This window comes from Dongia sp. P2_B8 (assembly GCF_056404715.1).
This window is the reverse complement of the sequence record NZ_JBFUDM010000010.1, coordinates 13,693-38,644: the sequence shown is the minus strand read 5'-3', so window position 1 is coordinate 38,644 and position 24,952 is coordinate 13,693. Positions and strand designations below refer to the sequence as shown.

Sequence of the window (24,952 nt, the reverse complement as noted above, 5' to 3'; positions counted from 1 at the left end):
CCCCAAAAAGGGGCATATCAGCAAGGCTGGGCGCATTTTTTCCCGGCATAGAAACAGGTTAGTCGGGGACCATGCTCACTTCCATTCGCAAACACGCACGCTCCTGGGTTGTCAAAGCGCTCTTCGCGCTCTTGATCGCGGCGTTTGCCGTTTGGGGTATTGGCGACGTCTTCCGCGGCGCCAAGGCCGCCCGGCCGATTCTCAAGATCGGCAAGAACTTCGAATACACCCAGACCGATTTCGACCGGGAACTGAAGCTGTCGCTGCAACGCCTCTCGCAGATCCAGGGCGTTCAGGTGACGCCGGCCATGTTCGCAGCTTTCGGCGGCGCCAAGCGCCTGGTCGATCAGGCCGAGAGCAAGGGGCTGCTCCAGGCCTATGGCGAAAAGCTCGGCATCGACGTGCCGCAATCGGCCGCCATCCAGTACATCGAGGCCGATCCCGATTTTGCCAACCAGACCGGCCAGTTCGACCGCGCCCGCTTTGAATATGTCCTCCGCCAATTGGGCCAGAGCGAAGCACAGTATGTCGAGACGATCCGCGGTCAGCTGCGCGCCAACCAGATCCTGGTTGCCATGATGGGCGCCGTCCAGGCGCCGGAACCGCTGGTCCGCGCGGTCTATCTCTATACCCAGGAACAGCGGACGGCGGAGATCCTGACCATCCCGACCGCCTCGATCACCGATGCCGGGACACCGGACGATGCCGCCTTGAAGAAATGGCATGAAGATCACGCCGACAATTACAAGGCGCCGGAATATCGTGCTGCCCTGCTCGTGCAGATGGCGCCCGCCGATTTCGTCCAGGACGTGACGGTCACGGATGACGAAATCCAGCAGGAATATGATTCACGCAAAGCCGAGTTCTCGACCCCCGAGATCCGCGACGTCGAGCAGGCCGTGGTCCAGGACCCGGCCGTGGCCGACAAGATCGTCACTGCCGTCAAAGGCGGCAAGGCGTTCGCCGACGCCGTCAAGGAAGCGACCGGCGGCGATCCGGTTGCCCTGGGTCAGATCACCAAGGACAAATTGCCGGCCGACATTGCCGACAAGGTCTTTGCGCTGGCGGCCGATGCTGTTTCTGATCCGCTGAAGAGCCCTTTCGGCCTGCATGTGGTTCATGTGCAGTCGATCATCCCCGGCTCGACCAAGACACTCGAAGACGTGAAGGGCGAGATCCGCAACACGCTGGCGCTTGGCCGCGCCGCAGACGCCATGGAAACGGTCCGCGAGCAGTTGCAGGACGAATTGGCCGGTGGCGCCACCTTGCAAGATGCCGCCACGAAACTGCAGCTGAAGTTCCAGAAAGTGGATGCCATCGACGCCACCGGCAAGGATGCCGCCGGCAACGATCTTGGTATCCCCGCCGATGCTGTCAGCCTGATCTTCAACACCGAGGTCGGCGACCCCGGCGATATCACGGCCCTCAATGACGGGTCCTACGCTGTGGCCCAGGTGACCGGCGTTACCGAGCCGGCCGTGAAGCCGCTCGACGTGGTCAAGGATCAGGTCACCCAGGATTGGATCGCCGGCAAGCAGGCTGAGCTCGCCAAAGCCAAGGCACAGGCCCTGGTCGACAAGCTGAAAGCGGGCGGTGACCTCAGTGCCGAAGCGACTGCGCTCGGCCTCACCATGACCGTCAGCAAGCCGTTCTCCCGCGGCGAAGGCGATGCCGAGAACGGCGTCGACGCTGCTTTGGCGCAGGCTTTATTCAAGCTGAAGACTGGCGAACTGACGATCGGCGATGGCCCCAGCGGACCAATCGTGGCGCGCCTGACCGGTATCATTCCGGCGGCACCCGAGACACATGCCGACGATGTGAAACAGCTGACCGAGCGCGTCGCCCAGTCCCTGGGCGGCGACGTGCAACAGCAATTCTATGACGCCTTGAAGAGCGAGATCCCCGTCGAACGCGACGACGAGCAGTGGCAAAGGTTGATCGATCAGCCGGACCAATAAGCAGCTCACTAGATGCGGGATATCGATCATGAAGGTGGAACCGGAATTCGAGCGATTTGCCACAGGCCATGAAGCCGGCCGGCCGCAACTTGTATGGACAAGGTTGATCGCAGACCTCGAAACCACGATCTCGGTGATGCTCAAGCTGGCCGATGGCAGGGCCAACTCGATCCTGCTGGAATCGGTCGAAGGCGGCGCCGTCCGCGGGCGCTATTCGATCATCGGCCTGAAGCCGGATGTCATCTGGCGCTGCCGCGGCAATGCTGCCGAGATCAACCGCAACGCCCGTTTCGAACCCGACAAATTCGTGGCGGAACAGGCGCCTGCCCTTCAGTCCCTGCGCGCGCTGATCAAGGAAAGCCGGATCGCGGTCCCGGCCGGACTGCCGCCGATGGCCTCCGGCCTCTTCGGCTATCTGGGCTATGACATGATCCGCCAGGTCGAGAAATTGCCGGACTTGAAACCGGACAATCTCGGCCTTCACGACAGCATCTTCCTGCGCCCGACATTGATCGCCATATTCGACAATGTAGAAGATTCGCTCACCATCGTGACTCCGGTCTGGAACACGGATGGCCTTACGGCACGTGCCGCCTACAACCAGGCGCTGGAGCGGCTGAACGATATCGTAGCCGACCTCGATCGCGCCTTGCCGCAGCAGGCAGGTGCCGCGGATCTTGCCGACCTGCCCGAGCCCAAGTCGAACATGACGCGGGAATATTTCGGCGAGATGGTGGCAAAGGCCAAGGAATACATCCTTGCCGGCGACATCTTCCAGGTGGTTCTGTCGCAGCGTTTCTCCCTGCCCTTCAAGCTGCCGCCGTTCGCACTTTACCGTTCCTTGCGGAGGCTAAATCCTTCGCCCTTCCTATTTTTCCTGGACCTTGGCGGCTTTACCATCATCGGCTCCAGTCCGGAAATCCTGGTGCGGCTGCGCGATGATCAGGTCACGATCCGACCGATCGCCGGCACTAGGCCGCGTGGCAAGACGCCCGAGGAAGACAAGGCCAATGCCGCCAACCTGCTGGCCGACGAGAAGGAACTGTCGGAGCATCTCATGCTGCTCGATCTGGGGCGCAACGATGTCGGTCGCGTGGCCGAGATCGGGTCGATCCGGGTCACCGAGAAATTCCAGATCGAAAACTACAGCCATGTCATGCACATCGTCTCAAACGTCGAAGGTAAGATCGACGCCAAATACGATGCCATGGATGCGCTGATGGCAGGCTTCCCGGCCGGCACCGTCTCCGGTGCACCGAAGGTGCGGGCGATGGAGATCATCGAGGAATTGGAGCCGGAACGCCGTGGCGTTTACGGCGGTGCTATCGGTTATTTCGCTGCCGACGGGTCGATGGATACCTGCATCGCACTGCGCACCACCGTGATCAAGGACGGCACGATGTATGTCCAGGCGGGTGCGGGCATCGTCAATGATTCCGTGGCCGAGAGCGAGTTCCAGGAATGCCACCACAAGGCGCGGGCCCTTATCCGCGCTGCCCAGGAAGCGGTTCTTTTTGCGCAGAGTGGCAGCCGCAACAGATAGACAGGTCTAAGGCGGGGTCCATGCTGATCGAGCTCGACATACCCTTCGACCAGGTGACCTCACCCATCGTGCGGCGGTTTCATAGCATCTGGACCACCAAGCGTGGTGACCGGGTCATGCCCAGCTGGCAGGATATCGATCCCGCTGAAATGCGCGCGATCCTGCCGAACATTTTCGTCATCTCCATCGAACAGGCGCCGTTCCGCGTGTTCTACCGGCTGGTCGGCACCAAGGCCGTGGCCTTCCGGCATGAACTGACCGGGCGTTATCTCGATGAGATCACCGAATATTCCGAAGACGTCCGGGTGGAGCTGATCAAGGAATATCGCATGGTCTGCGAGCAGAAGCGGCCGACCTACTCCAAGGACACGCTGAAGACGAAGTTCGGCAACACGCTCATCGTCTACGGCTCGATATTCCCTTTATCGAGCGACGGCAACACAGTCGACCGATGCATTGCCATCGAGGATTATGAAGGCAGCAGCCGACCGGACGATATCGCCCAGTCCGACACAGGGCTCGGCTACGGACCCTGGAAGCCCACAGGCAAGTGACACGCGATCAGCCGCCTTCGGAATTCTCGAAGGGGTCCCCGGGCAGAAACTCGGCCTCAAAGCGCTGCTCGCGCATGGGCCGCCCCCAAGTGTTCGCTTCCTGCTCTTCCACCAGTTTGAAACCAGCCTGCTCGTAAAGCCGGCGGGCCGAATCCAGGCCGGCAAAAGTGTAGAGATAGAGCCGGTAATAGCCGCGTTCCCGGCAAAAGCCGATGGCGCGGTCGAGCAATTGCTTGCCAAGGCCAGTGCGCTGCGCTTCAGGTGCCACGATGAACCAGCGCAGGTGTGCGCCGCGACCGCCATAGTCGCTGCCGTCGATGACGATCGACCCCAGGAACCGTTCGTCCGGCCGCTTGGCCGTCAGCAAAAGATCCTGGCTGGTGTCCATGTTCAAGATGAAGCCGGCCAGGTCGGCGGCCACTTTGGCCTCGAACTTCAACCCGAATGACCAAGTTTGCGCGTAATAGCGCGCATGGGCGCCGAGAATATCGGCGACGATCCCAGGATAATATTGATTATCAAACCGCATCTGCCCTCTCCGCTTTATCCAGCAACACCCTCGCGCTTCTTAATGATGGTGGTCAAGGGCACGATGGCAAAGCCACGCGCCTTTGCATCGACAAGCCAGCGCTTCAAGACGGCAATCGTCGCTGGGTGGGGGTGCCCGATGGCAACGGCATAGCCTTGCTTGCGGGCGATCGCTTCAGCATGGGCCAATTGCCGGGCCACGGCTGCTTCGCTCATATCATCATCGAGGAAGACATCACGGGCGATATGCGTGACCCCCATCTGGGCCGCCAGCGTATCGCCCACGCTGCCGGCAATGGTCTTGGAATCGAGAAACAGCAGGCCGCGGCGCTTCGCTTCGGCGAGCACGACGCGCATGCCCGCCGCGTCCTGCGTGAAGCGACTGCCCATGTGGTTGTTGAAGCCAACATAGCCTGCCAGCCGGTCGAGCCCCCAATCCAGGCGTCGCTGGATTTCCTTGGCATCCATCCCGACCGTCAGAGCATTCGGCCCAGCGCTGATCGCATCGTTCATCGGCTGCATCGGCATATGGACCATGATCTCATGCCCCTTGGCATGGGCCTCACGGGCGAGGGCCGCAGCATTCTTCGCATAGGTCATGATCGAAAGCACAATCGGCGCCGGCAGCGCGATGGCCATTTCCGCATGCTGCGGTGCCACGCCAACATCATCGAGCACGATGGCAATCATCGGCCGGTCACCGGGATCCCGCGACGCCACGGAATTTTGCAGCCAGGCCGGCAATYCCGGTTCCTTGTCGGCAGGACTGGGTAGCGCTGCGACCTGCGGCTGGCCAGTGGCCAGCGGTTCGTCAGGCGGCAAAGCCGTGACCGCGGCCGACTGATGCGCCCCCTCCTCCGCCATAGCCGGAACAGTTGCCGATATTTCTGGCGCAGAAATATCCGCATCGGCGGCAGCCCCTGTCGCAGGTACTGCCGCCGCTGGCGGCGGTGCTGCAGGTGGCGGCACAGCGGGTGGCGGGGCCGCTGCCACGGTTGGTGCCGATTTCTCGACGAGCTTGGGTGGTTGAGCTGCGACGGCGGCGGGCGCCTTCTTGTCGGCTTTGGTGATTTTGACCGGTGGACTGATCTCTTGCTCGATACGGCTCAGCAGCGTCGGCGCCATGGTCGTCAGCGCCAGCCCGATGCCAAAACCAAGCCCGATGCCGATGGCAAACAAAGCCGGCCCGATCGGAATGCTGCCCAACAAGGATTTCAGCGAGGCCAGCAGCCCATTGCGCCGCGCCGGCCGCCGTGGACGTCTCGCTCTTCGAGCCTTTGGTTTGGATGATTTTTTGCGGGGTGCCATGCTTACTCCTCGTCGACCTCATTAGCGGTCGTCGGCACGGCGCGCAAGCCGAGCGAGGACATGGCGAGGATTAGCACAATGGCAACTTCGTAACTGGCAAGATCGCTGTGCGCACCGAGAAGTCTTGGAAAGAAAGCCAGTATGACGGCCGTCCCGAAGGCAACGACGGCGTTGGCCAGGACGACCTGACGATGCCGCGCGGCAAGGCTGAGCAAGTCGACAATCAGCCGCGGATCATGCCTTGCCGTCGCCAGCGCACTGCCAGGCAATTGTTCGACGATCCGCTGGCCGAACGGCAGCACGACGTCACCCGCCGCAAGGCCATCCGGCACGGCGTCCGCCGTTACCAGCAGGAGCGGCCCGTGTTTGTTGCGCAGATTGGTTAGTCCCTCCACGACGTCTTCAGGCTGTTCAGAGATCACACGGTCGATCTTGAGATGCTTGGCCAGAGCCAGATGCGCCGGATCACCAGTTTGTGCAAGCCACGCCGTCTTGAGGCCCAACCGGTGCAGATTCTTCGTGGCTTCGGCCGCACCTGACAGCGTGGGCGCACCAAACGAAATGAAGCCGATGACACGCCGTGCCGGGGTCGCCTCGGCAACCCATCGCAAACGTCGTCCCTGGCTGATGGCAAGCTTGGCTGCGTCATTGAGCGGCAGGCATGACACGCCGCGGCTTTCCACAAACTCCCGCGTGCCGAAGATCGTCTGCTGCCCGTCGATATGCGCCGTGATTCCTTCGCCGACACTGGCCTTATAGTCGGTGGCGGTTTTGAGACGCATGCGATAGCCGACGGCAAATTCGAGTACCGCTTTGCCCCAAGGCTCGTGGCCGAGTTGCGCCACTGCCGCCACGCGCCTGATAAGATCACTGCCTGAAATGCCTTCGACGCATTGCGCGGAGATCAGCCGCAAACGGTCGGGCACCAGAACACCGCGATGCCCTACGACGACCGCGCCGACCCGCCGCAGCCGGTCAAGAATGGCAACGTCGCGAATGTCGATACCCAGGCGCAGCGCCGCGCCGAGGACTTCCGAGGCCGGTGCCGCCAGCACCAGCCCGATGCCAAGTGGTGTCGCCATGGCGATGAGGCGCAAGGCATCGGCAACAGCATCTTGCCCAGCCACGGCATGCACATGGCGCCAGGCCGCCACACCGAGAGCGACAATGAGCATCAAGCAGGCGGTCCAGTTGACGATCCTTTGCACGCGGTCTGGCCGACGCCGATCGATGGCCGTGAGGACATTTGCCGGTGCGCTCCCCACCGACTGGATGGTCAGTGCCCCGTCGCCATTTCGTGCACCTGCATGCACCCGCGTGCCGGTCTTTACGATGATGGGAAAGACATCGTCGGCGCCGGCAGGATCCTGGATCTCGCTTACCCCCTCCAGCACGACTCCATCACATGGGATAAATGCACCCGGTTCAATGACAAGTCGGCCCCGGACCGCCAAGGTGCGCGGTGGTGCCGGCACTTGGCGAGCGCTGCGCTGTGCGATCTCGCCCAACAGGACGACCGCCACCAGACTGGCGCCGAGCGCTGCATCCCGCCAGATGATCAGCAACGCCTCCGGATCGGCTGGAATTGTCAGATGCCGGAATTCCCAGAATGCCAGGGCGAAGGCGGCGCTGGCTCCCGTGACAGCGAGCGTATTCGCATCAACCCGCAGGCGGAGCAGATTGAGCAGCGTGCGCCCGTAGAGCGGGAAGCCGAAGCCGAACTGCACAACACCCGCCAGCGCGAAGGGCAGCCAGATGAACTTCAAAATCGGCTTCAACGGGGACACGCCCCACCAATTACCGGTCATGGCCAGCAGCAAAAGCGGTACCACCAAGACAGCCGTGCTCAGCATGTCGGTGATGGTCATCCCGGTTCTCAATCCCTGCCAGCGCATCTCTTACAACCCAGCCCCCGAATCTTCCGTTCCAGCGACACCCCTGCTAAACTCGCTCACCTTTGGCGCGCGCGGATGACTAAGATGTTCATACTAATCGATAATTACGATAGCTTCACCTACAACCTGTACCATTATCTGGGCGAGTTGGGGGCGGAGATCGAAGTCTACCGCAATGACCAGATCTCGGTCGCCGAGGTCATGGCCAAAGCGCCGCAGGGAATCATCCTGTCGCCAGGCCCCTGTGACCCGGATCGCGCCGGGATCTGCCTCGACCTGATCAAGGGCGCTGCAGGCAAGATTCCGATCCTTGGCGTGTGCCTGGGCCATCAGGCGATCGGCCAGGCGTTCGGCGGCAAGGTGGTGCGCGCCAACAAGCCGATGCACGGCAAGATGTCGAATGTCAGCCATCGCAACAAAAGTGTGTTCCTGGACCTGCCCAACAACTTCGCGGCCACACGGTACCATTCGCTGGTGGTCGAGCGTGATTCGCTGCCGGCGGAACTCGAAATCACGGCCGAGACCGAGGATGGCACGATCATGGGGCTCGCCCATAAGTCGTTGCCCATCGCGGGGGTGCAGTTTCATCCTGAAAGCATCGCCTCCGAACACGGCCACAAACTGCTGGGTAACTTTCTGACGTCCGCCGGGCTCAACAAGCTCAACACGCCAAAGGTCCTGCAGTGAGCTCCAACACCGATCTCAAGGGGCTCATTGCCGTCGTCGCCCAGGGTAAATCACTCTCGCGGGCGGAAGCTGAGACAGCCTTCAACATCATCATGACCGGCGAAGCGACACCGACCCAGATCGGCGGCTTCCTGATGGCATTGCGCGTGCGCGGCGAGACGGTGGATGAAATCACCGGCGCTGTCAGCGTGATGCGCGAGAAGATGACCCGCATCCAGGCGCCGCAGGGCGCCATCGATGTCTGCGGTACCGGCGGTGATGGTGCCGGTACCCTCAATATTTCAACCGCCGTTGCCTTCGTCTGTGCCGCCTGCGGCGTCACTGTCGCCAAGCACGGCAACAAGGCTGCCTCCTCCAAGAGCGGTGCCGCCGATATCCTGGCGACGCTGGGTGTCAACATCGACGCTGACATGAAAGTGCTGGAACATGCTTTGTTCGAAGTGGGCACCAGCTTCCTATGGGCGCAAAAGCATCACAGCGCCATGCGCCATGTTGGCCCCAGCCGGGTCGAATTGGGTACGCGCACGATTTTCAACCTGATGGGCCCGATGTCGAACCCGGCCGGCGTCAAGCGCCAGCTGATCGGCGTTTATTCGCGCCAATGGCTGCTGCCGATGGCCAATGCCTTGAAGTCGCTCGGTACCGAGCATGCCTGGCTGGTTCATGGCGGCGACGGGCTGGACGAGATCACCACCACCGCGCCTACCTATGTGGTCGAGCTGCGCGATGGTCAGCTTCGCGAGTTCGAGATTGCGCCCGAGCAGTTCGATCTGCCGCGTGCCACGATCGACGAGATCAAGGGTGGCGACCCAGCCCAGAACGCTCAGGCGCTCCGTGACCTGTTCGACGGCGCAGTCGGCCCCTACCGCGATATCGTGCGGCTCAATGCTGCAGCTGCCCTGATCGTGGCTGGCAAGGCCAAGGACATGGCAGAAGGCATGGAGCTTTCCGCCGAAGCGCTCGATTTCGGCCGCGCACGCGAAAAGCTTGAAGCCCTGATCCGTGTCACCAATACCAGCGCCGACGGGATTGCCGCGTCATGAGCGACGTGCTGACCCGCATCTGCGACGACAAGCGCCTGCATATTGCGGCGCGTGAGCAAAGCGTGCCGCTGGCCGAGATTCGCGCGCGCGCCGAAGCCAGCCTCGTGCAGGACCCGCCGCGCGGTTTCCTGAAGCGGCTGGAGGGCACGATCAAGGCCGGCCATTTCGGCCTCATCGCCGAGATCAAGAAAGCATCGCCTTCCAAGGGCCTGATCCGCGCGGATTTCGATCCGGCTAATCTCGCCAAAGCCTACCGGGCCGGTGGTGCCACCTGCCTTTCGGTGCTTACCGACATGCCCTATTTCCAGGGCCATGATGATTATCTGGGCGCGGCACGGCGTGCAGTCGATCTGCCGGCCTTGCGCAAGGATTTCATGCTGACGCCCTATCAGATCTATGAATCGCGGGCGCTGGGTGCCGATTGCATCCTGCTGATCATGGCCTGCCTTGACGATGTACAGGCAGCGGAACTGGAAGCCCTGGCTTTCACGCTCGGCATGGATGTGCTGGTCGAGGTGCATGACGCCGACGAAATGACGCGCGCCCTCAAACTGAAATCGCGCCTGCTTGGCGTCAACAACCGCAACCTCAAGACGCTTGCCATCGATCTTGCGACCACCGAGCAATTGGCGGCGATGGCCCCTAAGGACCGGTTGCTGGTCGCAGAAAGCGGCCTCTATGTCACCGCCGATCTTGAGCGCATGAACCGCGTCGGCGCCTCGATCTTCCTGGTGGGCGAAAGCCTGATGCGCCAAGCGGATGTGACGGCAGCAACACGTGCGCTGCTGGGCGCGCGTGCGCCCCTCAACTCGGCCGCCTGAGATGTCAGACCTCACCCATTTCGACGAATCCGGCAATGCCCGCATGGTCGATGTCTCGGACAAACAAGCCAGCGAACGCGTCGCAATTGCAAAGGGTTCCGTGTACATGGCGCCCGCGACCCTGGCCCTCATCCGCGACCGCGGCGTCAAGAAAGGCGACGTTCTCACGGTGGCGCAACTGGCCGGCATCATGGGCGCCAAGCGGACGCCGGACCTCATTCCGCTATGCCATCCCCTGGCGCTGACTTCGGTCAAGGTCGAGTTGGCGCTCGACGAAGCGCGCAATGCCGTCGACATCACGGCGACCTGCAAGCTGGTGGGCAAGACCGGCGTCGAGATGGAGGCGCTGACCGCCGTCTCGGTAGCGGCCCTGACGGTCTATGACATGGTGAAGGCCGCCGACAAGAGCATGCGTATCGGCGATATCCGGTTGGTCCACAAAAGCGGCGGCAAGTCCGGCACCTTTGAGGCCGCGTAATGCTGCCTGTTTCCGAGGCCACCCAGCGCATTCTCGCGAGTGTCTCACCACTCGCCGGCGAAGTAGTCGGAATCGATCGAGCGCTCGGCCGCGTACTGGCCGAACCCGTGGTGGCGAGATTGAGCCAGCCGCCGGCCGCCGTCTCCGCGATGGACGGCTATGCGGTCCGCGCCGCCGACATCGCGCAGCTACCAGCACGCCTTACCGTCACTGGCACCATTGCCGCGGGCACCGCATCTGCGCTGATACTGAAGGCTGGACAGGCCGCCCGCATCTTCACCGGCGCCATCCTGCCGCAAGGTGCCGACAGTATCGTCATCCAGGAAAATTGCGATCGCGACGGTGACACTGTCATGGTGCGCGAAGGCAGCAACACGCTGGGTCAGCACGTGCGTGCCGCCGGCAACGATTTCCGCCTGGGCGAGATCGGCGTCAAGGCGGGCCGCCTGCTCACTGCGCGAGATGTCGCGTTGGCCGCTGCGATGAACTGGCCCTCGGTGACGGTCACGCGCCGGCCGCGCATCGCTTTGCTGTCGACCGGCGATGAATTGCAACATCCGGGCGAGCCCTTGGGTCCTGCACAGATCATCGCTTCCAACGGCATCGGTCTTGCAGCCTTGGTCACGGCCTGCGGCGGTGAGCCGATCAACCTTGGCATTGCGCGCGACAATCTCACCGATCTTCATCGGGCGCTCGATGGCGCGCGCGGTGCCGACCTGCTGGTGACGATCGGTGGCGCCTCGGTTGGTGAACTCGACCTCATCCAGCAGGCCTTGAAGGATAAGGGCGCCAAGCTCGATTTCTGGAAGATCGCCATGCGGCCGGGCAAGCCGGTGATGTTCGGCGAACTCGGCGCCTTGCCGGTGCTTGGCCTGCCCGGCAATCCCGTCTCCGCGCTGGTGACGGCGACGCTGTTCCTGCGCCCCGCGATCGATCGCCTGCTGGGACGGGTGGTTTCCGAAAATGGTCCAACCATGGCGAAGCTCGGCGTCGCACTGAAGGCGAACGACCAGCGCCAGGATTATCTCCGCGCCACGCTCACCAGCGGCACTGACGGCAGCCTCATTGCCTCACCCTTCCCGAAGCAGGATAGCGCCATGCTGTCCCTCATCGCACAAGCCGATGCGTTGATTATCCGCCCGCCCCATGCGCCAGCGGCGCAGGCCGGCGACATGACGGAAATCCTGCCTCTCGTCGGTGGGTGTCTCAGCCTTTAAGATCCGCGCTCAGCTATGGTGGCTGAACCGCGCCCGTTGGGCACCCTGCGTCAGCGTCCGAAAAGCCTCGTCGGTGACGTGGATCAGGCTGCGATGATCGCCGCCCTCAAAATAGAGGTCCGGTTCGTCACCGATACATTCATCAAGGACGACCGGTACACCGTAAGCAGCGCCAATCGGCGGCACAGCCCCAGGTTCACAATCACTAAAGATGCTTGCGATCTCGCGCTCCGTGGCGAGGCCCAGCCGCCGGTCCATGACCGATTGCAGGCTGCCCAATTCCACGCGATGGGTACTTGGTAATACCGCCAGTGCGTAGCCCATTTCGTGATGCACAACGACGGATTTGACCACCCTGGTGCCAGGGATATGCGCCGATTGGGCGGTAAAGCTGCTGGTTGACGTATGCGGATGCGCGACCACGTCGTAACGAATGCCCTTGCCATCGAGATGCTGTTTCAGCCGAGGTGCGATTGTCATGTCCAGCCTCCGTCCTGAGTGAAGCAGGTTTGACTGATCAATCCTTCTCCTCCAGGCGCCGCTTGTCAAAGCAATGCCACCATGGCACCTGCAGTCCGGCCAGGCAATATTCTACTTAAAAGAGCAAAATCTTAATGTTGCGGCGAGAGTGGTCGCCTCGTCCGTCAGAAGGACCCTGTGGGTAACCTCTTGACATTATCATGAACTAAACTAGAACATATGTAGTTGTTGATCGTTTGTTCCGGCCCAATATGTCGGTTCTGGACCAGGACTGACGGGTGTATCGGGACAATCGGGTCGATTTTGGCCGGCCGGCGGCCCTCACTGGGGTGGGGTTCCGGCAGTAACACTGCAAGGGGGTTGAGCGGGCATGCTGACGAGAAAACAGCGGGAATTGCTGCAATTCATCCAGGACCGACTTGGCGACACCGGTGTGTCGCCCTCCTTCGACGAAATGAAGGACGCCCTCGGCCTGAAGTCGAAATCGGGTGTTCATCGCCTGATCACCGGACTTGAAGAACGCGGCTTCATCCGACGCCTGCCGCACCGTGCGCGGGCTCTTGAAGTGATGCGTCTCGCCGAGGATCAGGTCGGCGGCAAGATATCGGCGGCGCCAGCGACACCGGCTGCCGTTGACCGCGAGCCCGCCAAGCGCGGCTTCACACCCAGCGTCATCCATGGTGATTTCACGCCCACTCTGCCCGGCGCCGTTGTGGCGCAGGCTGCACAGACCGTGCAATTGCCGCTCTATGGCAAGATTGCAGCCGGCACGCCCATCGAGGCGCTGCGCGATCACAGCAATTCGGTAGATGTGCCTGCGGGCATGCTCGGTCGTGGTGAACATTATGCGCTGTCGGTCGAAGGCGATTCGATGATCGACGCCGGCATTCATGAAGGCGACACCGTCCTCATAGAACGTTGTGAGAATGCTGAGAACGGCACCATCGTCGTGGCGTTGGTCGACAATAACGAAGTCACGTTGAAGCGGTTGCGCCGCAAGGGCGATTCCATTGCCCTGGAACCCGCCAATCCCAATCACAAGACGCGCATCTTCGGGCCCGACCGGGTCAAGATCCAGGGTCGCCTGATCGGTCTGATGCGTCAGTACTAAGACCACCGTCACCCGGCGCAGTCTCAGCAGGCTGCGCCGGTTTCGGAAAGCGTTGCAGCGCCCAGGGCCTATCGCCGACATCGGCAGCACGCCGCACCGTGAATGTACCGTCGCGATGAATCCAGATTGCATGGGTGCCACGGCGCCAGAGATCGAAGAAATCGATCACCTGTTCCGCTGACTTGCAATAACCCTCGATCGGCTCCAGGCTGATCACCAGCTTTGATGCCTGACAGGCTGGCTCTGCGCCCGCTTCTGTCAACGCCACCGCCACATAACCCATGCGCGTATCGAAGCGGCACCAATCGGCCGTGCAGGTATCGTTGCTGCCGGGCAATGGCAAAGCCGTAGCGGCCGGTCCATGCATGACGTCGATACGGCGCTGGTGGCTGTCCAGCGGCGGCACGAAGGCGGCCACTTGCGGGAACGGCAGGCGCTTTTCCTGTGCATTTCGCCGCAGCCAGGTTTCCGCTGGGATCTTGGCAGCACGAGTCGAGCTGAAACGGTATTGACCTTCGGCGTCCATCACCGCCACCAACCGGCTGCTCTTGCCATCGGCGAAGGCCAGGATATCCGGTGCACGGGTGGTGAGCGGCGTGAGGCAGCCCGCGCCCAGTAGCGCAAGGCCCAGCCATTTCAGCCGGCCGATGATCAAGCACAGCCAGATGAGACCGAAACTCATCACCAGCAGGCCGAGAACAGGCAGGGCCGGAATGAGCACCACGGCACCGGGCCAATCCCCTACCCAATGCGCAATGTCGATGATGAGATCGCAGCCCCAGCCCATCGCCTGCAGCGGCCAATCCTCAAGGCCGAACGGCATGGCGATCAGCGCCAGAACGGCCAGCGGCATGACCCAGAAGCCGGTCAAGGGGACAGCCAGCATATTTGCAGCAATGCCGTAGAGCGTCAGCCGGTCGAAATGATAGGCGGCATAAGGTGCCGTCATCAGGCTGGCGATGAGACTGGTCAGCATCAGGGTGCCAAGCCAGATGCCGCCACGCTCAACGGCGCCAATGATGCGGCCGGTGAGGTCCGGTGCGTCACGGCCGACGCGCCGTAGATTGGCAAACTGAGTGCGCCCACCATCAAATACGCGGATGAGGCCCAGCACGGCCGCAAACGACATTTGGAAACTGGCGCCGACCAATGCTTCCGGCGCCACCAGCAACACGATGATCGCGGCGAAGGCGATGACCCGCATCGAAATGGGCGAACGGTCGAGCAGGATGGCGCAGAAGAAAACGCCGGTCATGACAAGCGCGCGCTGCGTCGGCACCGGCATGCCGGCAAGTCCTGCATAGAAGAAGGCGCCAACCAACGCCATCACCGCCGCCCATTTCTTGATATCAAAGCGCAGGGCGACCGGCTGCACCAGCGCCAGCAGGGCACGCAGACCGAAGAAGAAAATGCCGGCCGCCAAGCCGATATGGAGGCCCGAAATCGAGGTGAGGTGAGCCAGGCCAGAATCCCGCATCGCCTGGACGTCATCGGCGCGGAGTGCCGTCTGGTTGCCGACGATGAGTGCCATCGCCATGGCGCCGGTCGATCCCGGCAATTCAGCCTGGATGCGCTGGCCGATCGTCAGGCGCAACGCATCGAACCAGGCGAGAACCTTGTCCAGCGGCGCAAAACCGACTTGCACCGGGGCTATCTTGACCGGCGCCTGCAAGGAAAAGCCGACGCCGCCCAGCCGCTCGAAATAGGCCTGGCGGCGGAAATCGAAGCCACCGGGGATCGTCGGTGGGGCTGGCGGCTGCAGATCGGCGTTGAGCTTCAACCAATCGCCGATCAGGATCTGATCCGTCACCTTGGCAAGCTTGATGCGGACGCGCGCCGGCAAAACATCTGGCGCCAGCTGCCCGGTCTTTTCGCTGCTGATCGCCAGATGATCGAGCGTCACGCGCAAGCTGCCGGGATAGAGTTCGATCTCGATCACCCGCCCGGTCACCTCGGCCCGATAGAGCGAGCGATTGAGCTGCGGTGCGGACACCCATTCCGCCCGCCAGCTGGCGACCGAAAAGCCAATGGCCACCGCAACCAGTCCAGCCGCAACCACCATGAGCAAAGGCTGCCTGCGTACGGCATAGACCGAAGCGATGGCGGCGATGGTGAGAGCCGGTCCCCACCACAAAGGCGGCTCAAACACGAGGCTGAAATAGAGAGCAATCCCGCTGCCGAGCGCCACCGCCGCCCAACCCGGCCAGTTGGGGCGCTGGGCAGCGAAAAACTCTTCTAGTCTTTGCGCGGGACCTAGTCTTTGCGGGAAATCGGCAGCGGACATTATGCTCGTCGGAATAAGGTTGTATAAAAACCATATCATATCGTTTTAGTGGTGTGAAGCCGTTGCCCGCCGAACCCCGCGCGAAGCATTGCCCGAAGACGGTGGATTCATGCTAGAACCCACCAAAATCAACATATCCTTCGGATTCCCATCATGACCGTCGTTACCCGTTTCGCCCCCTCGCCCACTGGATTCCTCCACATTGGCGGCGCACGCACGGCCCTCTTCAACTGGCTCTATGCGCGCCATCATGGCGGCATCTTTCATCTGCGCATCGAGGATACGGACCGTGTCCGCTCCACCGATGCGGCGATTGAGGCGATCATCGATGGGTTGAAGTGGCTTGGCCTCGATTGGGATGGCGAGATCGTCTACCAGTTCGCCCGCGCACCACGCCATGCGGAGGTCGCGCACCAGCTGCTGGAGGCCGGCAAGGCCTATCGCTGCTATTGCTCGGTCGAGGAGCTCGACGAGATGCGCAAGGCTGCGCAGGCTGCCGGGAAGCCGATGAAATATGACGGTCGCTGGCGCGACCGCGACCCCAAAGACGCACCCGCCGGCGTGAAGCCGGTTATCCGGATCAAGGCGCCGCTCGCCGGCGAGACCGTTGTGGTCGACGGCGTCCAGGGCGAGGTGCGCGTTGCCAACGAGCAGCTCGACGACATGATTTTGCTGCGGTCGGACGGGACACCCACTTACATGCTGTCGGTCGTCGTCGACGACCACGACATGAACATCACCCATGTCATCCGCGGCGACGATCACCTGACCAACACGTTCCGCCAGCGCATGATCTATGATTCGATGGGATGGGACGCCCCGCATTTCAGCCATATCCCGCTTATCCATGGGCCGGACGGCGCTAAGCTCTCGAAGCGCCATGGTGCGCTCGGTGTCGAGGCCTATCGCGACATGGGCTATCTGCCCGCCGCCCTGCGCAACTATCTGCTGCGCCTCGGCTGGGGCCACGGCGATGACGAGATCATCTCGACGGCGCAGGCGGTCGAATGGTTCGACCTCGGTGGCATCGGCCGCTCGCCCTCACGTTTTGATTTTGCCAAGCTCGACAATCTCAATGGCTATTACATGCGCCAGGCTGATGACGCAGATCTTGCGAAGGCCGTGGCAGAAACTCTCGGTAAAGCCGATGACGCCGCAGCGGTGGCGCTGCTGACCCGCGCCATGCCCGGTCTCAAGAGCCGCGCCAAGAATTTGAAGGAACTGGCCGAGAATGCCGGCTTCTACGTCCAGGCGCGGCCCCTGGCTTTTACCGAGAAGGCGAAGGCTGTCCTGGTGACACCAGAGACCATGGCGCTGCTGCCGCAGCTGATCGCGACCTATAGCGCTGCCACGGACTGGCAGGCTGCGGCACTTGAGGAGAAGGCGCGTGGCTTTGCCGAGGCTGCCGGTGTGAAGCTTGGTGCCGTGGCACAGCCGCTGCGTGCTGCCCTTACCGGATCCACGCAATCGCCACCCATCTTCGAGGTGATGGAAATCCTGGGCAAGGACGAAGCCTTGGCCCGCCTGGGCGATGCCTTGAACGTCAAGGGCTGATCCAGCCATGGGACGCGGTGCGGTAGCTATCCTCACCGGTCTTTGCACGACACCTCTGTTCGGCGCCCTCAGTTTCTGGGCGGCCGATCTTGCAGTCGGTCCTGGCAATGGCCCCGATGGATCGATTGCCAACGCCTATCTGGTGCTGCTGATCGCAATTGTTGCCGGCCTCGGCGGTGGCGTGGTTGCCGCCTTCGCCGCAACGTTCTGGTTGCCACCACGCTTTCGACCACATGCATTGATCGGTGACGCCGTCCTTGCCGTCGCCATGATTGCAGGATGGCAAATCTTCATCGCCGACCCAAGCCCCCTGGAATATGACGGCGCCCACCCGCAGCTCGAGGCCGAGATCCGTGTCCCCAAGGCGATGGGCGGTGCCGCTGCTGTCGGCACCGTCATCCTCATCGAAGGGCTGCTCTACACGCGCCATGACGATCAGATCCGCATGGATGGCGATTTCGAGATTCTGCCTTGGGACACGACGCCTTACCGCGTCAAAGAATGGGCCATCCAGATCATTATGCAGAATCACGATATCTGGACGCGCTTCGACCTCGACCTGCCGGCCCGGCCGACAGAGTCGACCGATTGGTCACCCTGGCTGGCACCGAGCCTGCAAGAAGGCTACGACACGCCAAAGGATGTCACACTGCGCTATCGCTTCCGCCTGATCCCCTACGGTCAATAGCAGGCCAACAAAAAACCCCTGCCTTTCGGCAGGGGTTCATGTCGGTCATATGCGGCGTGGTATCAGATACCGCCCATGCACATGTATTTGATTTCGAGATAGTCCTCGATCCCGTATTTCGAGCCTTCCCGGCCATTGCCGGATTCCTTGACGCCGCCGAAGGGCGCCACTTCACTCGAGATAATGCCGGTATTGATGCCGACGATGCCGTATTCAACGGCTTCGGCAACACGCCAGACGCGGCCAAGATCGCGGGCGTAGAAGTATGAAGCAAGGCCGAACTCGGTGTCGTTCGCCATCGTGATCACCTCTTCTTCCGTCTTGAAACGGAAGAGCGGGGCCAGCGGGCCGAAGGTCTCTTCCTTCGCCACCGCCATCTGCGGCGTGACCCCGGTCAGGATGGTGGGTTCGAAGAAGCTGCCGCCCAACGCATGGCGCTTGCCACCAGCAGCGATTTTGGCGCCCTTGGCGACTGCATCGGCGATATGCTCTTCGACCTTGGCAACTGCCTTCATGTCGATAAGCGGGCCTTGCTGGGTCTCGCCCTTCAGCCCGTCGCCGATCTTCATCTTGGCAACAGCCACCTTCAGTTTCTCGGCAAAGGCGTCATAGACGCTGTCCTGCACATAGATGCGGTTGGCGCAGACGCAAGTCTGACCCGTGTTGCGGAACTTAGACATCATGGCGCCTTCGACGGCTGCGTCGAGGTCGGCATCGTCGAACACGATGAAGGGCGCATTGCCGCCCAGCTCCATGGACGTCTTCTTGACCGTGTCGGCGCATTGCTTGATGAGTACCTTGCCGATTTCGGTGGAGCCGGTGAAGGTCAACTTGCGCACGATCGGGTTGCTGGTCATTTCACCACCGATGGCGGTGGCCGAGCCGGTCACGACGTTGAAGACACCTGCCGGCACGCCAGCACGCTCCGCCAGCACGGCGATCGCAAGGGCCGAGAATGGCGTTTGCGTAGCGGGCTTCACGACGATCGGGCAGCCGGCAGCCATGGCCGGCGCCGCCTTGCGCGTGATCATGGCATTGGGGAAGTTCCAAGGGGTGATCGCCGCCACGACGCCGACCGGCTCCTTGGTCACGACGATACGCTTGTCACCCTGATGCGGCGGAATGATATCGCCATAGATGCGCTTGGCCTCTTCCGCGAACCATTCGATGTAGGACGCACCATAAGCGATCTCGCCCTTCGACTCTGCCAGCGGCTTGCCCTGCTCGGCGGTCATCAGCATCGCCAGATCATCCTGCGCTTCCATCATCAGGTTGAACCATTTGCGCAAGATGTTGGCGCGTTCCTTCGCCGTCTTTTTACGCCAGGCGCCCCAGGAGGCATTGGCAGCTTCGATCGCACGCTTGGTTTCGGCGGCACCCATTTGCGGGATCGTGCCCAGGACCTCACCCGTCGCCGGATTGGTGACCTCGATCGTCTTGCCGGAATCGGCATTCAGCCACTGACCGTTGATAAAGCACTGCTGCCGGAACAGATCCTGATCCTTCATCGGCAGGGCGAATTTCGTCGCCTTCATTGCAGCTTGGGTCATGATGACAAATCCTTGTTGGTGTTGAATTTGGCCGGAGTATACGCGCCGCTCCGACATAAGAAAAGTATTCCCAGAGTGGTAGTCCGACAGCCAATAATCTCAGTATTTCAGGGCATTAGATCGATCTGCAAACGTCGATCCACGATGCTGAATCCGAGCCTTTCATAGACGTTGATGGCGGCCTGATTTTCCACGGTCGTGGCAAGGTAGACAGTCCTGAAACCCTGCGCGCTCAGTTGACCGAGCAAGGCACGACCAAGGCTCGTGGCCAGCCCTTTGTTGCGCGCCGACGGAGCCGTGGCGAAATGCCCGATCAACGCCGCCTTCTCACGCGCGCTTTGCACCAAGGTCCCGGCACAGGCGACAAGCTGACCGTCTGCAAAGCTGCCGACGAAAGGCATGAACAGCATATATGGATCGAACGCCGTCTCGGCATAGTGGGTGCGATAGAAGGCCGCAACGATGTCGGCATCGGCCGGACCGAGGTGGCGATGATCGATGGCCGGGCCATCTGCAATCGGCAGCTGGCAACCGAACACCAGCATTTCCCGCGCTTCCTTCAGCCGTGGCTGCGCCTGGGCGAGATAGCGTGACGCTTCCGCTAGCGGCGCGTGAATCTCGACGGTGCCTGGCCAGGCGGCGCAGGCCGCAATGTCCGCATCCTCAACAATGCCATAAGGCGAGAAGACCCCGAGCTCACCGAAGGCGGCCCCGATGATGATGCCCTGCCCGCTTGCGCAGATCCGAGCCAACCGATTGTCGATGCCGCGCGCAAGATCTTCGATGGCGGTCGCCCAGTAGAAGGATAGGACCGGATCAGGCCGCAGCAGCGTGTCGATCTTGGCGCGTTCCCCAAGGGAAAGCTCCGAAAGCCGCCGGAAGGTCATGTGCCAATAGCGGCCGCGGCGGTGAAGCCCGACTGGATGGCACCTTCAATCGTGGCGGGCCAGCCAGTGTCGGTCCAATCGCCAGCCAGTGCGAAATTGCGCCAGGCAGTCTTGGCACCCGGGCGGCGGCGCAGCTGATCCGGGGTCGCTGCAAACGTCGCCCGCTTTTCCTTGACCACGCGCCAAGCCGGCATGGCGGCTTCGCCAAGATCGAGCGCCTTCGCGACATCGGCCCACAGCCGCTGCGCCAGCTCTTCCGCCGGGAGGTCAATATAGGCCTCGGCCGCGGAGGTCGTCGTCGAGACGATACCGGGCTTCACAAACACCCATTCGGCGATACCACCCACCACACCCAGGAAATGGTGGGCCGGGTCGGCGATATCCATTTTGAAATGCGCGTTCACGATGCCACGAAAGGAATCAGGCGCCGAGAGGCTGGGAATGAGGTCGGCTGCCACGGGTGCTGTCACCGCCAGCACAACCTTGTCGCGGGGGCCGATGGCGATCTGCGTCTTGCCGAAATCGAGTTCGGTGACACGGTCGTCGGTAGAGATGATGGCACGCAGGCGATGGCCGAACAGGATCTCGGCACCCTTGGCCTGCAATTGCGCGAGTGCCGGATCAACAAGACTTTCCGACAGCCCCTGATGCGGCATCAAGGGATGCAGGGACGCACCACCCTGACCGAACGTGTCGCGGAACAAGCGGCCCAGCAATTTTGCCGAGGCCCGTTCCGGCTCGGTGTTGAGAGCAGCCACGCACAGCGGCGCCCACAGGCGGCGATAGGCAACTTTGCCGGTATCAAGAATATCGGTGACGACGGCATTCCCGCTGGCGCGGGCCAGGCGTTCGGCATCGAGATAGTCGAACAGCGACGTGCCCTTCACACGGCGGCTGGGCACCAGCAGCCACCAGGGTATTTGTCCCTCGGTCGGCCGCACCTGCCAACGCTCATTGGTCGCCAGGTCGATGAATGGAAAGATCGCCTTGTCAGCGGTCGAGAACGTTGCCTGGGCACCGATCTCGGAGATATAGGCCATGGCAGCAAGATTGCCGCTCACCACCAGATGATTGCCATTGTCGATGCGGCAACCTAGTTCGGCGTCGACATAGGAGCGGCAGCGGCCACCAGCCTGTGCCGCCGCTTCATAGAGCGTTACCTGCCAGCCAGCCCGCAGCAGCCTGGTGGCTGCGGCGAGACCGGCAAGGCCGGCACCGATGACATGGACGCGATCAGAAGAAGCCATAGCGGATCGCCAGCCAGATCTTGCGCCATTTCGGCACTTTCACTTCGGTCGTCAGATCCTGCCAGTCCCAGGAAATGAGACGATCGAGGAGCGCACCATAGACCGCGCCCATGATACGCGCTGGCCGCATCGGTTTCTTGGCGCATTGGCGCATAGCGGCATCAGCCTCGGCAAAATGCCCCTTCGCCACGGCTGCGAGATCGCGGCACACCTTGCGCAATCCGGGATCGTTCCGGATCACCTTCGGGTCGGCACTGTCGATGCCGTGTTTTTGCAGCAGCTCGCGCGGCAGATAGAGCCGGTCGCGACCGGCATCCTCGTCAATGTCACGCAGGATATTGGTCAATTGCAGGGCGCGGCCGAGATGGTAAGCAACCTTATCGGCGATGGTTTCAGTCGCACCAAACGCACGCACCGACAAGCGGCCAACGGCGGACGCCACCCGGTCGCAATAGAGGTCGAGCGTCGTCATGTCCGGTGCCTGGATCGTGTCGGTCGCATCCATCTCCATGCCGTCGATGACCGCAAGGAAATCCTCGCGTCGCAACTTGAAGTCACGCATGGGCGCGAGCAACGCCTGCGAAATCGGCAAGGTCGGTTGTCCGGCATAGAGACGATCGATCTCGGCACGCCACATCGCGAGCCCAGCCTGCTTTTCGGCCTGCGGCGCCTCTTCATCCGCGATATCGTCGACCTCGCGGCAAAAGGCATAGATCGCAAACATTGCATCGCGCCGCGCTTCCGGCAGCAGCCGCATGGCCGAATAGAAGGACGTACCGGAGGCTTTCACCTTGGCGGCAATTGCATCGGTGCCGCTTGTCATCGTTTCTTCGCCAACAGTGACCACAACACACCTTCAATCATCGCTGTTGCAAAGAACAGTTTGGTTGGCTTGACCCGTGCCGCCAGCGGATCGGCACGGCGCAACTGGGCGATCATCTTGTCGGCCAACCGTACGATCGTGGCAGATTCTGCGCGCAGTCGGAAATCCTTCAACCGGCCCGGCAACAGCCGCGCTTCCAGCATCAGCTCGTCGGTCTTGTTGAGGAGATCGTTGAGGCAATGACGCAGGCCGCTGCTGCTGGTTTTCTCGGCCAGCTGACGTGTCTCTGATCCGCGCGCGGCAAGATGGTCCTGCGGCACATAGACCCGGCCCATCTCAAGATAGTCGACGCCACAATCCTGCAGATGATTGATCACCTGCAAGGCCGCGCACAGCGCATCGGATGGGCCGCGTGCAGCAGCCGGCTCGCCATGCAGATCGAGCAGTTGCCGGCCGACAGGCGCTGCCGAATAGCGGCAATAGGTCATCAGTTCGTCCCAGGTCGCATAACGCTGCTTGGTGGCGTCCATGCGAAACGCAATCAGCAATTCGGTCGAGTTGATAGGCGCCACGTTGGACAGCGCCAAGGACCGGCGCAGATCAGCTGCTTGCGGAATGTCTTCGCGCGCCGGGTCGAGCAGAACCTCTTCCATGAGATCGAGCCGTGCCACCTTGTCATCCGGCGACAAGGCCGGATTGTCGGCAATATCGTCGCCCATGCGCGCAAAGCGATAGAAGGCATGTACATGGGGACGCAGATCGGCACGGATCAGCGCTGACCCGACCGGAAAATTCTCGGTGGCGGCGGATTTACCCGAGGGAGTCGCGATGCTGGCAGCCGTGCTGGTCACACAGCCCCCTTGGCGCGCTTATCGCCGCGCTTTGATGATGGTGTTACATTTTCAGCCCGCACATTTTCAGCTTGGGCCCGGCCCTTCCATTGACCGCCCCGCCCACACCAATAGCGCCAGGCCGAGGCAATCGTGGCCAGAGTGTAGTAGCCGGCAACCAAGGGCAGGAACGGCGCCCAGAGTGGTGAGCGCTGATAGTTGGCGAGTGTTGGCAGATAGGCAAAGGCCATCATGGACCAGGCGATGATGCCGAGCGGCCGGATGCCCGGGTTACTGCTGATGGTCAGGAGCGGTGGCAGAAAGTAGGTGAGCGCCATGCCAAGCACCGACCCGATCAACATCAGGGTTGAGTGATTGAGTTGCGTGAAGGCAGACCGGGCGATCAGATTCCAGATATCACGCCAGGCCGGATAGCCGCGCAGGCTCGTGACATTGCTGGCAAGGCCCAGCCAGATTGGTCCCGTTTTCTTGATGGCACGGCCGAGCGCGCAATCGTCGATGAGCGCGCCGCGGATCGCGGCGATGCCACCGATTTCCCGCAACGCGGCAGCCCGCACCAGCATACAACCACCGGCGGCAGCTCCGAGATTCTGTTTCGGATCGCGCACCCAGGCGAAGGGATAGAGTTTCTGGAAGAAGAAGATATAGGCTGGGATGAGCGCCTTTTCGGCAAAGGTATCCGTCTTCAGTTTGGCCATCAGCGAGACGAGATTGTAGCGCCCCTGCTCTGCCCTTCCGACCAGACTGGCGAGACTGTCGGGTGCATGTGCGATGTCGGCATCCGTCAGCAACACATAGCCGGCCTTGGGAGCGATCCGCTGCGCTTCCGCCAACCCCTGATTGACCGCCCATAACTTGCCGGTCCACCCCGCGCTGAGCTTCTTGCCTTTGAGGATGGCAAAGCGGTGCAATGAGCCTGCAGCAGCGGCCGCCTGGGCGGCCGCCTGGGCCTCTGCGGACGTGCCGTCCTCGCTGTTGTCATCGACCAGGATGACGCTGAGGCGACCGGGATAATTTTGGCCAAGCAATGCCCGCACCACCTGCCCGACGACCTCGGATTCATTGCGCGCGGGCACAATCGCCACCACCTCCGGCCACGACATGTCGGTCGCAAGCGGCGCGGTTGCAGGTGCCGCCGGCCGTTCTTTCCAGAAGGCCCCGCGGAACAGCAGCAGGTAAAGCCAGATGCCGGCCGGGACCCCGGCGATGGCGATAAATATCTCGGACATGCGGTTCCTATAGCTGGAAGCCCGCAGCCTTGCCACCCCCTAAAGTCCAGTCCCGATACACCTCGCAGTAGAAAAATATCTTGAACTTCTGCACCCTAATCCATTGATTCTAAATATTTGCCACCTTTTACCTCGCCGAGACAACGAAATGGCGAGCGAAGGTCGCTTGCGCGATGCCGGTTTCTCGCCAATGATTATCCCAGGGGCGGCGGCCAC

At 61.9% G+C, this 24,952-nt stretch carries 22 protein-coding genes; 11 read left to right on the top strand and 11 right to left on the bottom strand.

The genetic code is table 11. From position 1 onward, the window contains the following. The first annotated feature begins 71 nt into the window (after nt 1-71). The 3 genes from AC1DWZ_RS22930 to AC1DWZ_RS22920 are packed head-to-tail and all read left to right on the top strand — an operon-like array spanning nt 72 to nt 4,055. A complete protein-coding gene (locus tag AC1DWZ_RS22930) occupies nt 72-1,958 on the top strand; it encodes a peptidylprolyl isomerase (protein ID WP_477171276.1) in 1,887 nt (628 codons plus the stop codon). 28 nt (nt 1,959-1,986) lie between these two features. Continuing rightward, on the top strand, nt 1,987-3,501 hold the full coding sequence (gene trpE, locus AC1DWZ_RS22925; protein ID WP_477171275.1) for an anthranilate synthase component I: 1,515 nt from the start codon (nt 1,987-1,989) through the stop codon (nt 3,499-3,501). 20 nt (nt 3,502-3,521) lie between these two features. Continuing rightward, nucleotides 3,522-4,055, top strand: coding sequence for a PAS domain-containing protein (locus AC1DWZ_RS22920; RefSeq protein ID WP_477171274.1), 534 nt, complete (start codon nt 3,522-3,524; stop codon nt 4,053-4,055). 7 nt (nt 4,056-4,062) lie between these two features. Here AC1DWZ_RS22920 and AC1DWZ_RS22915 read toward each other — a convergent pair whose 3' ends face one another. The 3 genes from AC1DWZ_RS22915 to AC1DWZ_RS22905 are packed head-to-tail and all read right to left on the bottom strand — an operon-like array spanning nt 4,063 to nt 7,759. Next, nucleotides 4,063-4,584, bottom strand: coding sequence for a GNAT family N-acetyltransferase (locus AC1DWZ_RS22915; RefSeq protein WP_477171273.1), 522 nt, complete (start codon nt 4,582-4,584; stop codon nt 4,063-4,065). 14 nt (nt 4,585-4,598) lie between these two features. Beyond that, a complete protein-coding gene (locus tag AC1DWZ_RS22910) occupies nt 4,599-5,891 on the bottom strand; it encodes a divergent polysaccharide deacetylase family protein (protein WP_477171272.1) in 1,293 nt (430 codons plus the stop codon). Nucleotides 5,892-5,893: 2 nt separating this feature from the next. After that, nucleotides 5,894-7,759 (bottom strand): hypothetical protein, encoded by a 1,866-nt coding sequence (locus AC1DWZ_RS22905; protein WP_477171271.1) that lies wholly within the window; start codon nt 7,757-7,759, stop codon nt 5,894-5,896. Nucleotides 7,760-7,870: 111 nt separating this feature from the next. Between AC1DWZ_RS22905 and AC1DWZ_RS22900 the strand changes: the two genes are divergently transcribed. From AC1DWZ_RS22900 to AC1DWZ_RS22880, 5 genes are read left to right on the top strand one after another with little or no spacing between them, the layout of a single operon-like run. Further along, nucleotides 7,871-8,473: an anthranilate synthase component II gene (locus tag AC1DWZ_RS22900; protein ID WP_477171270.1), complete on the top strand. Its 603-nt coding sequence runs from the start codon at nt 7,871-7,873 to the stop codon at nt 8,471-8,473. Further along, nucleotides 8,470-9,516 carry an anthranilate phosphoribosyltransferase gene (gene trpD, locus AC1DWZ_RS22895; RefSeq protein WP_477171269.1) on the top strand — a complete coding sequence of 349 codons (1,047 nt, stop codon included), beginning with the start codon at nt 8,470-8,472 and terminating at the stop codon, nt 9,514-9,516. The genes AC1DWZ_RS22900 and trpD overlap by 4 nt, the downstream gene beginning before the upstream one ends. Further along, nucleotides 9,513-10,337, top strand: a complete 825-nt coding sequence (gene trpC / locus AC1DWZ_RS22890; RefSeq protein ID WP_477171268.1) for an indole-3-glycerol phosphate synthase TrpC — start codon at nt 9,513-9,515, stop codon at nt 10,335-10,337. The genes trpD and trpC overlap by 4 nt, the downstream gene beginning before the upstream one ends. Nucleotide 10,338: 1 nt before the next feature. Continuing rightward, nucleotides 10,339-10,815: a cyclic pyranopterin monophosphate synthase MoaC gene (moaC, locus tag AC1DWZ_RS22885; RefSeq protein ID WP_477171267.1), complete on the top strand. Its 477-nt coding sequence runs from the start codon at nt 10,339-10,341 to the stop codon at nt 10,813-10,815. Beyond that, nucleotides 10,815-12,032: a molybdopterin molybdotransferase MoeA gene (locus AC1DWZ_RS22880; protein ID WP_477171266.1), complete on the top strand. Its 1,218-nt coding sequence runs from the start codon at nt 10,815-10,817 to the stop codon at nt 12,030-12,032. Before moaC ends, AC1DWZ_RS22880 begins: the two co-directional genes overlap by 1 nt. A 9-nt stretch (nt 12,033-12,041) precedes the next feature. On the opposite strand, the gene AC1DWZ_RS22875 is transcribed toward AC1DWZ_RS22880, so the two are convergent. After that, entirely contained in the window at nt 12,042-12,512 is a 471-nt protein-coding gene (locus AC1DWZ_RS22875; RefSeq protein ID WP_477171265.1) for an aminoacyl-tRNA deacylase, read from the bottom strand. A 370-nt stretch (nt 12,513-12,882) separates the two neighbouring features. Here AC1DWZ_RS22875 and lexA point away from each other — a divergent pair, with 370 nt between their 5' ends. Then, on the top strand, nt 12,883-13,623 hold the full coding sequence (lexA, locus tag AC1DWZ_RS22870; protein WP_477171264.1) for a transcriptional repressor LexA: 741 nt from the start codon (nt 12,883-12,885) through the stop codon (nt 13,621-13,623). Here lexA and AC1DWZ_RS22865 read toward each other — a convergent pair. Continuing rightward, complete coding sequence (locus AC1DWZ_RS22865) at nt 13,580-15,907, bottom strand: ComEC/Rec2 family competence protein (protein ID WP_477171263.1); 2,328 nt, start codon at nt 15,905-15,907, stop codon at nt 13,580-13,582. The two genes, lexA and AC1DWZ_RS22865, sit on opposite strands and share 44 nt — an antisense overlap. A 153-nt stretch (nt 15,908-16,060) precedes the next feature. On the opposite strand from AC1DWZ_RS22865, the gene gltX reads away from it, so the two are divergent. Then, nucleotides 16,061-17,461, top strand: a complete 1,401-nt coding sequence (gene gltX, locus AC1DWZ_RS22860; RefSeq protein ID WP_477171262.1) for a glutamate--tRNA ligase — start codon at nt 16,061-16,063, stop codon at nt 17,459-17,461. Between the two features lie 7 nt (nt 17,462-17,468). Beyond that, on the top strand, nt 17,469-18,149 hold the full coding sequence (locus AC1DWZ_RS22855; RefSeq protein ID WP_477171261.1) for a hypothetical protein: 681 nt from the start codon (nt 17,469-17,471) through the stop codon (nt 18,147-18,149). A gap of 62 nt (nt 18,150-18,211) precedes the next feature. On the opposite strand, the gene gabD is transcribed toward AC1DWZ_RS22855, so the two are convergent. From gabD to AC1DWZ_RS22825, 6 genes are all read right to left on the bottom strand, one after another. After that, nucleotides 18,212-19,699, bottom strand: a complete 1,488-nt coding sequence (gene gabD / locus AC1DWZ_RS22850; protein WP_477171260.1) for an NADP-dependent succinate-semialdehyde dehydrogenase — start codon at nt 19,697-19,699, stop codon at nt 18,212-18,214. 107 nt (nt 19,700-19,806) lie between these two features. Continuing rightward, entirely contained in the window at nt 19,807-20,586 is a 780-nt protein-coding gene (locus AC1DWZ_RS22845; protein ID WP_477171259.1) for a GNAT family N-acetyltransferase, read from the bottom strand. Continuing rightward, nucleotides 20,583-21,833: a hydroxysqualene dehydroxylase HpnE gene (gene hpnE / locus AC1DWZ_RS22840; protein WP_477171258.1), complete on the bottom strand. Its 1,251-nt coding sequence runs from the start codon at nt 21,831-21,833 to the stop codon at nt 20,583-20,585. The genes AC1DWZ_RS22845 and hpnE overlap by 4 nt, the downstream gene beginning before the upstream one ends. Next, the gene (gene hpnD, locus AC1DWZ_RS22835; RefSeq protein ID WP_477171257.1) at nt 21,820-22,656 is read right to left on the bottom strand and encodes a presqualene diphosphate synthase HpnD; all 837 of its coding nucleotides are present in this window, start codon (nt 22,654-22,656) and stop codon (nt 21,820-21,822) included. The genes hpnE and hpnD overlap by 14 nt, the downstream gene beginning before the upstream one ends. After that, complete coding sequence (hpnC, locus tag AC1DWZ_RS22830) at nt 22,653-23,507, bottom strand: squalene synthase HpnC (RefSeq protein ID WP_477171256.1); 855 nt, start codon at nt 23,505-23,507, stop codon at nt 22,653-22,655. Before hpnC ends, hpnD begins: the two co-directional genes overlap by 4 nt. After that, a complete protein-coding gene (locus tag AC1DWZ_RS22825) occupies nt 23,504-24,736 on the bottom strand; it encodes a glycosyltransferase (RefSeq protein ID WP_477171255.1) in 1,233 nt (410 codons plus the stop codon). The genes hpnC and AC1DWZ_RS22825 overlap by 4 nt, the downstream gene beginning before the upstream one ends. Between the last annotated feature and the right edge of the window lie 216 nt (nt 24,737-24,952).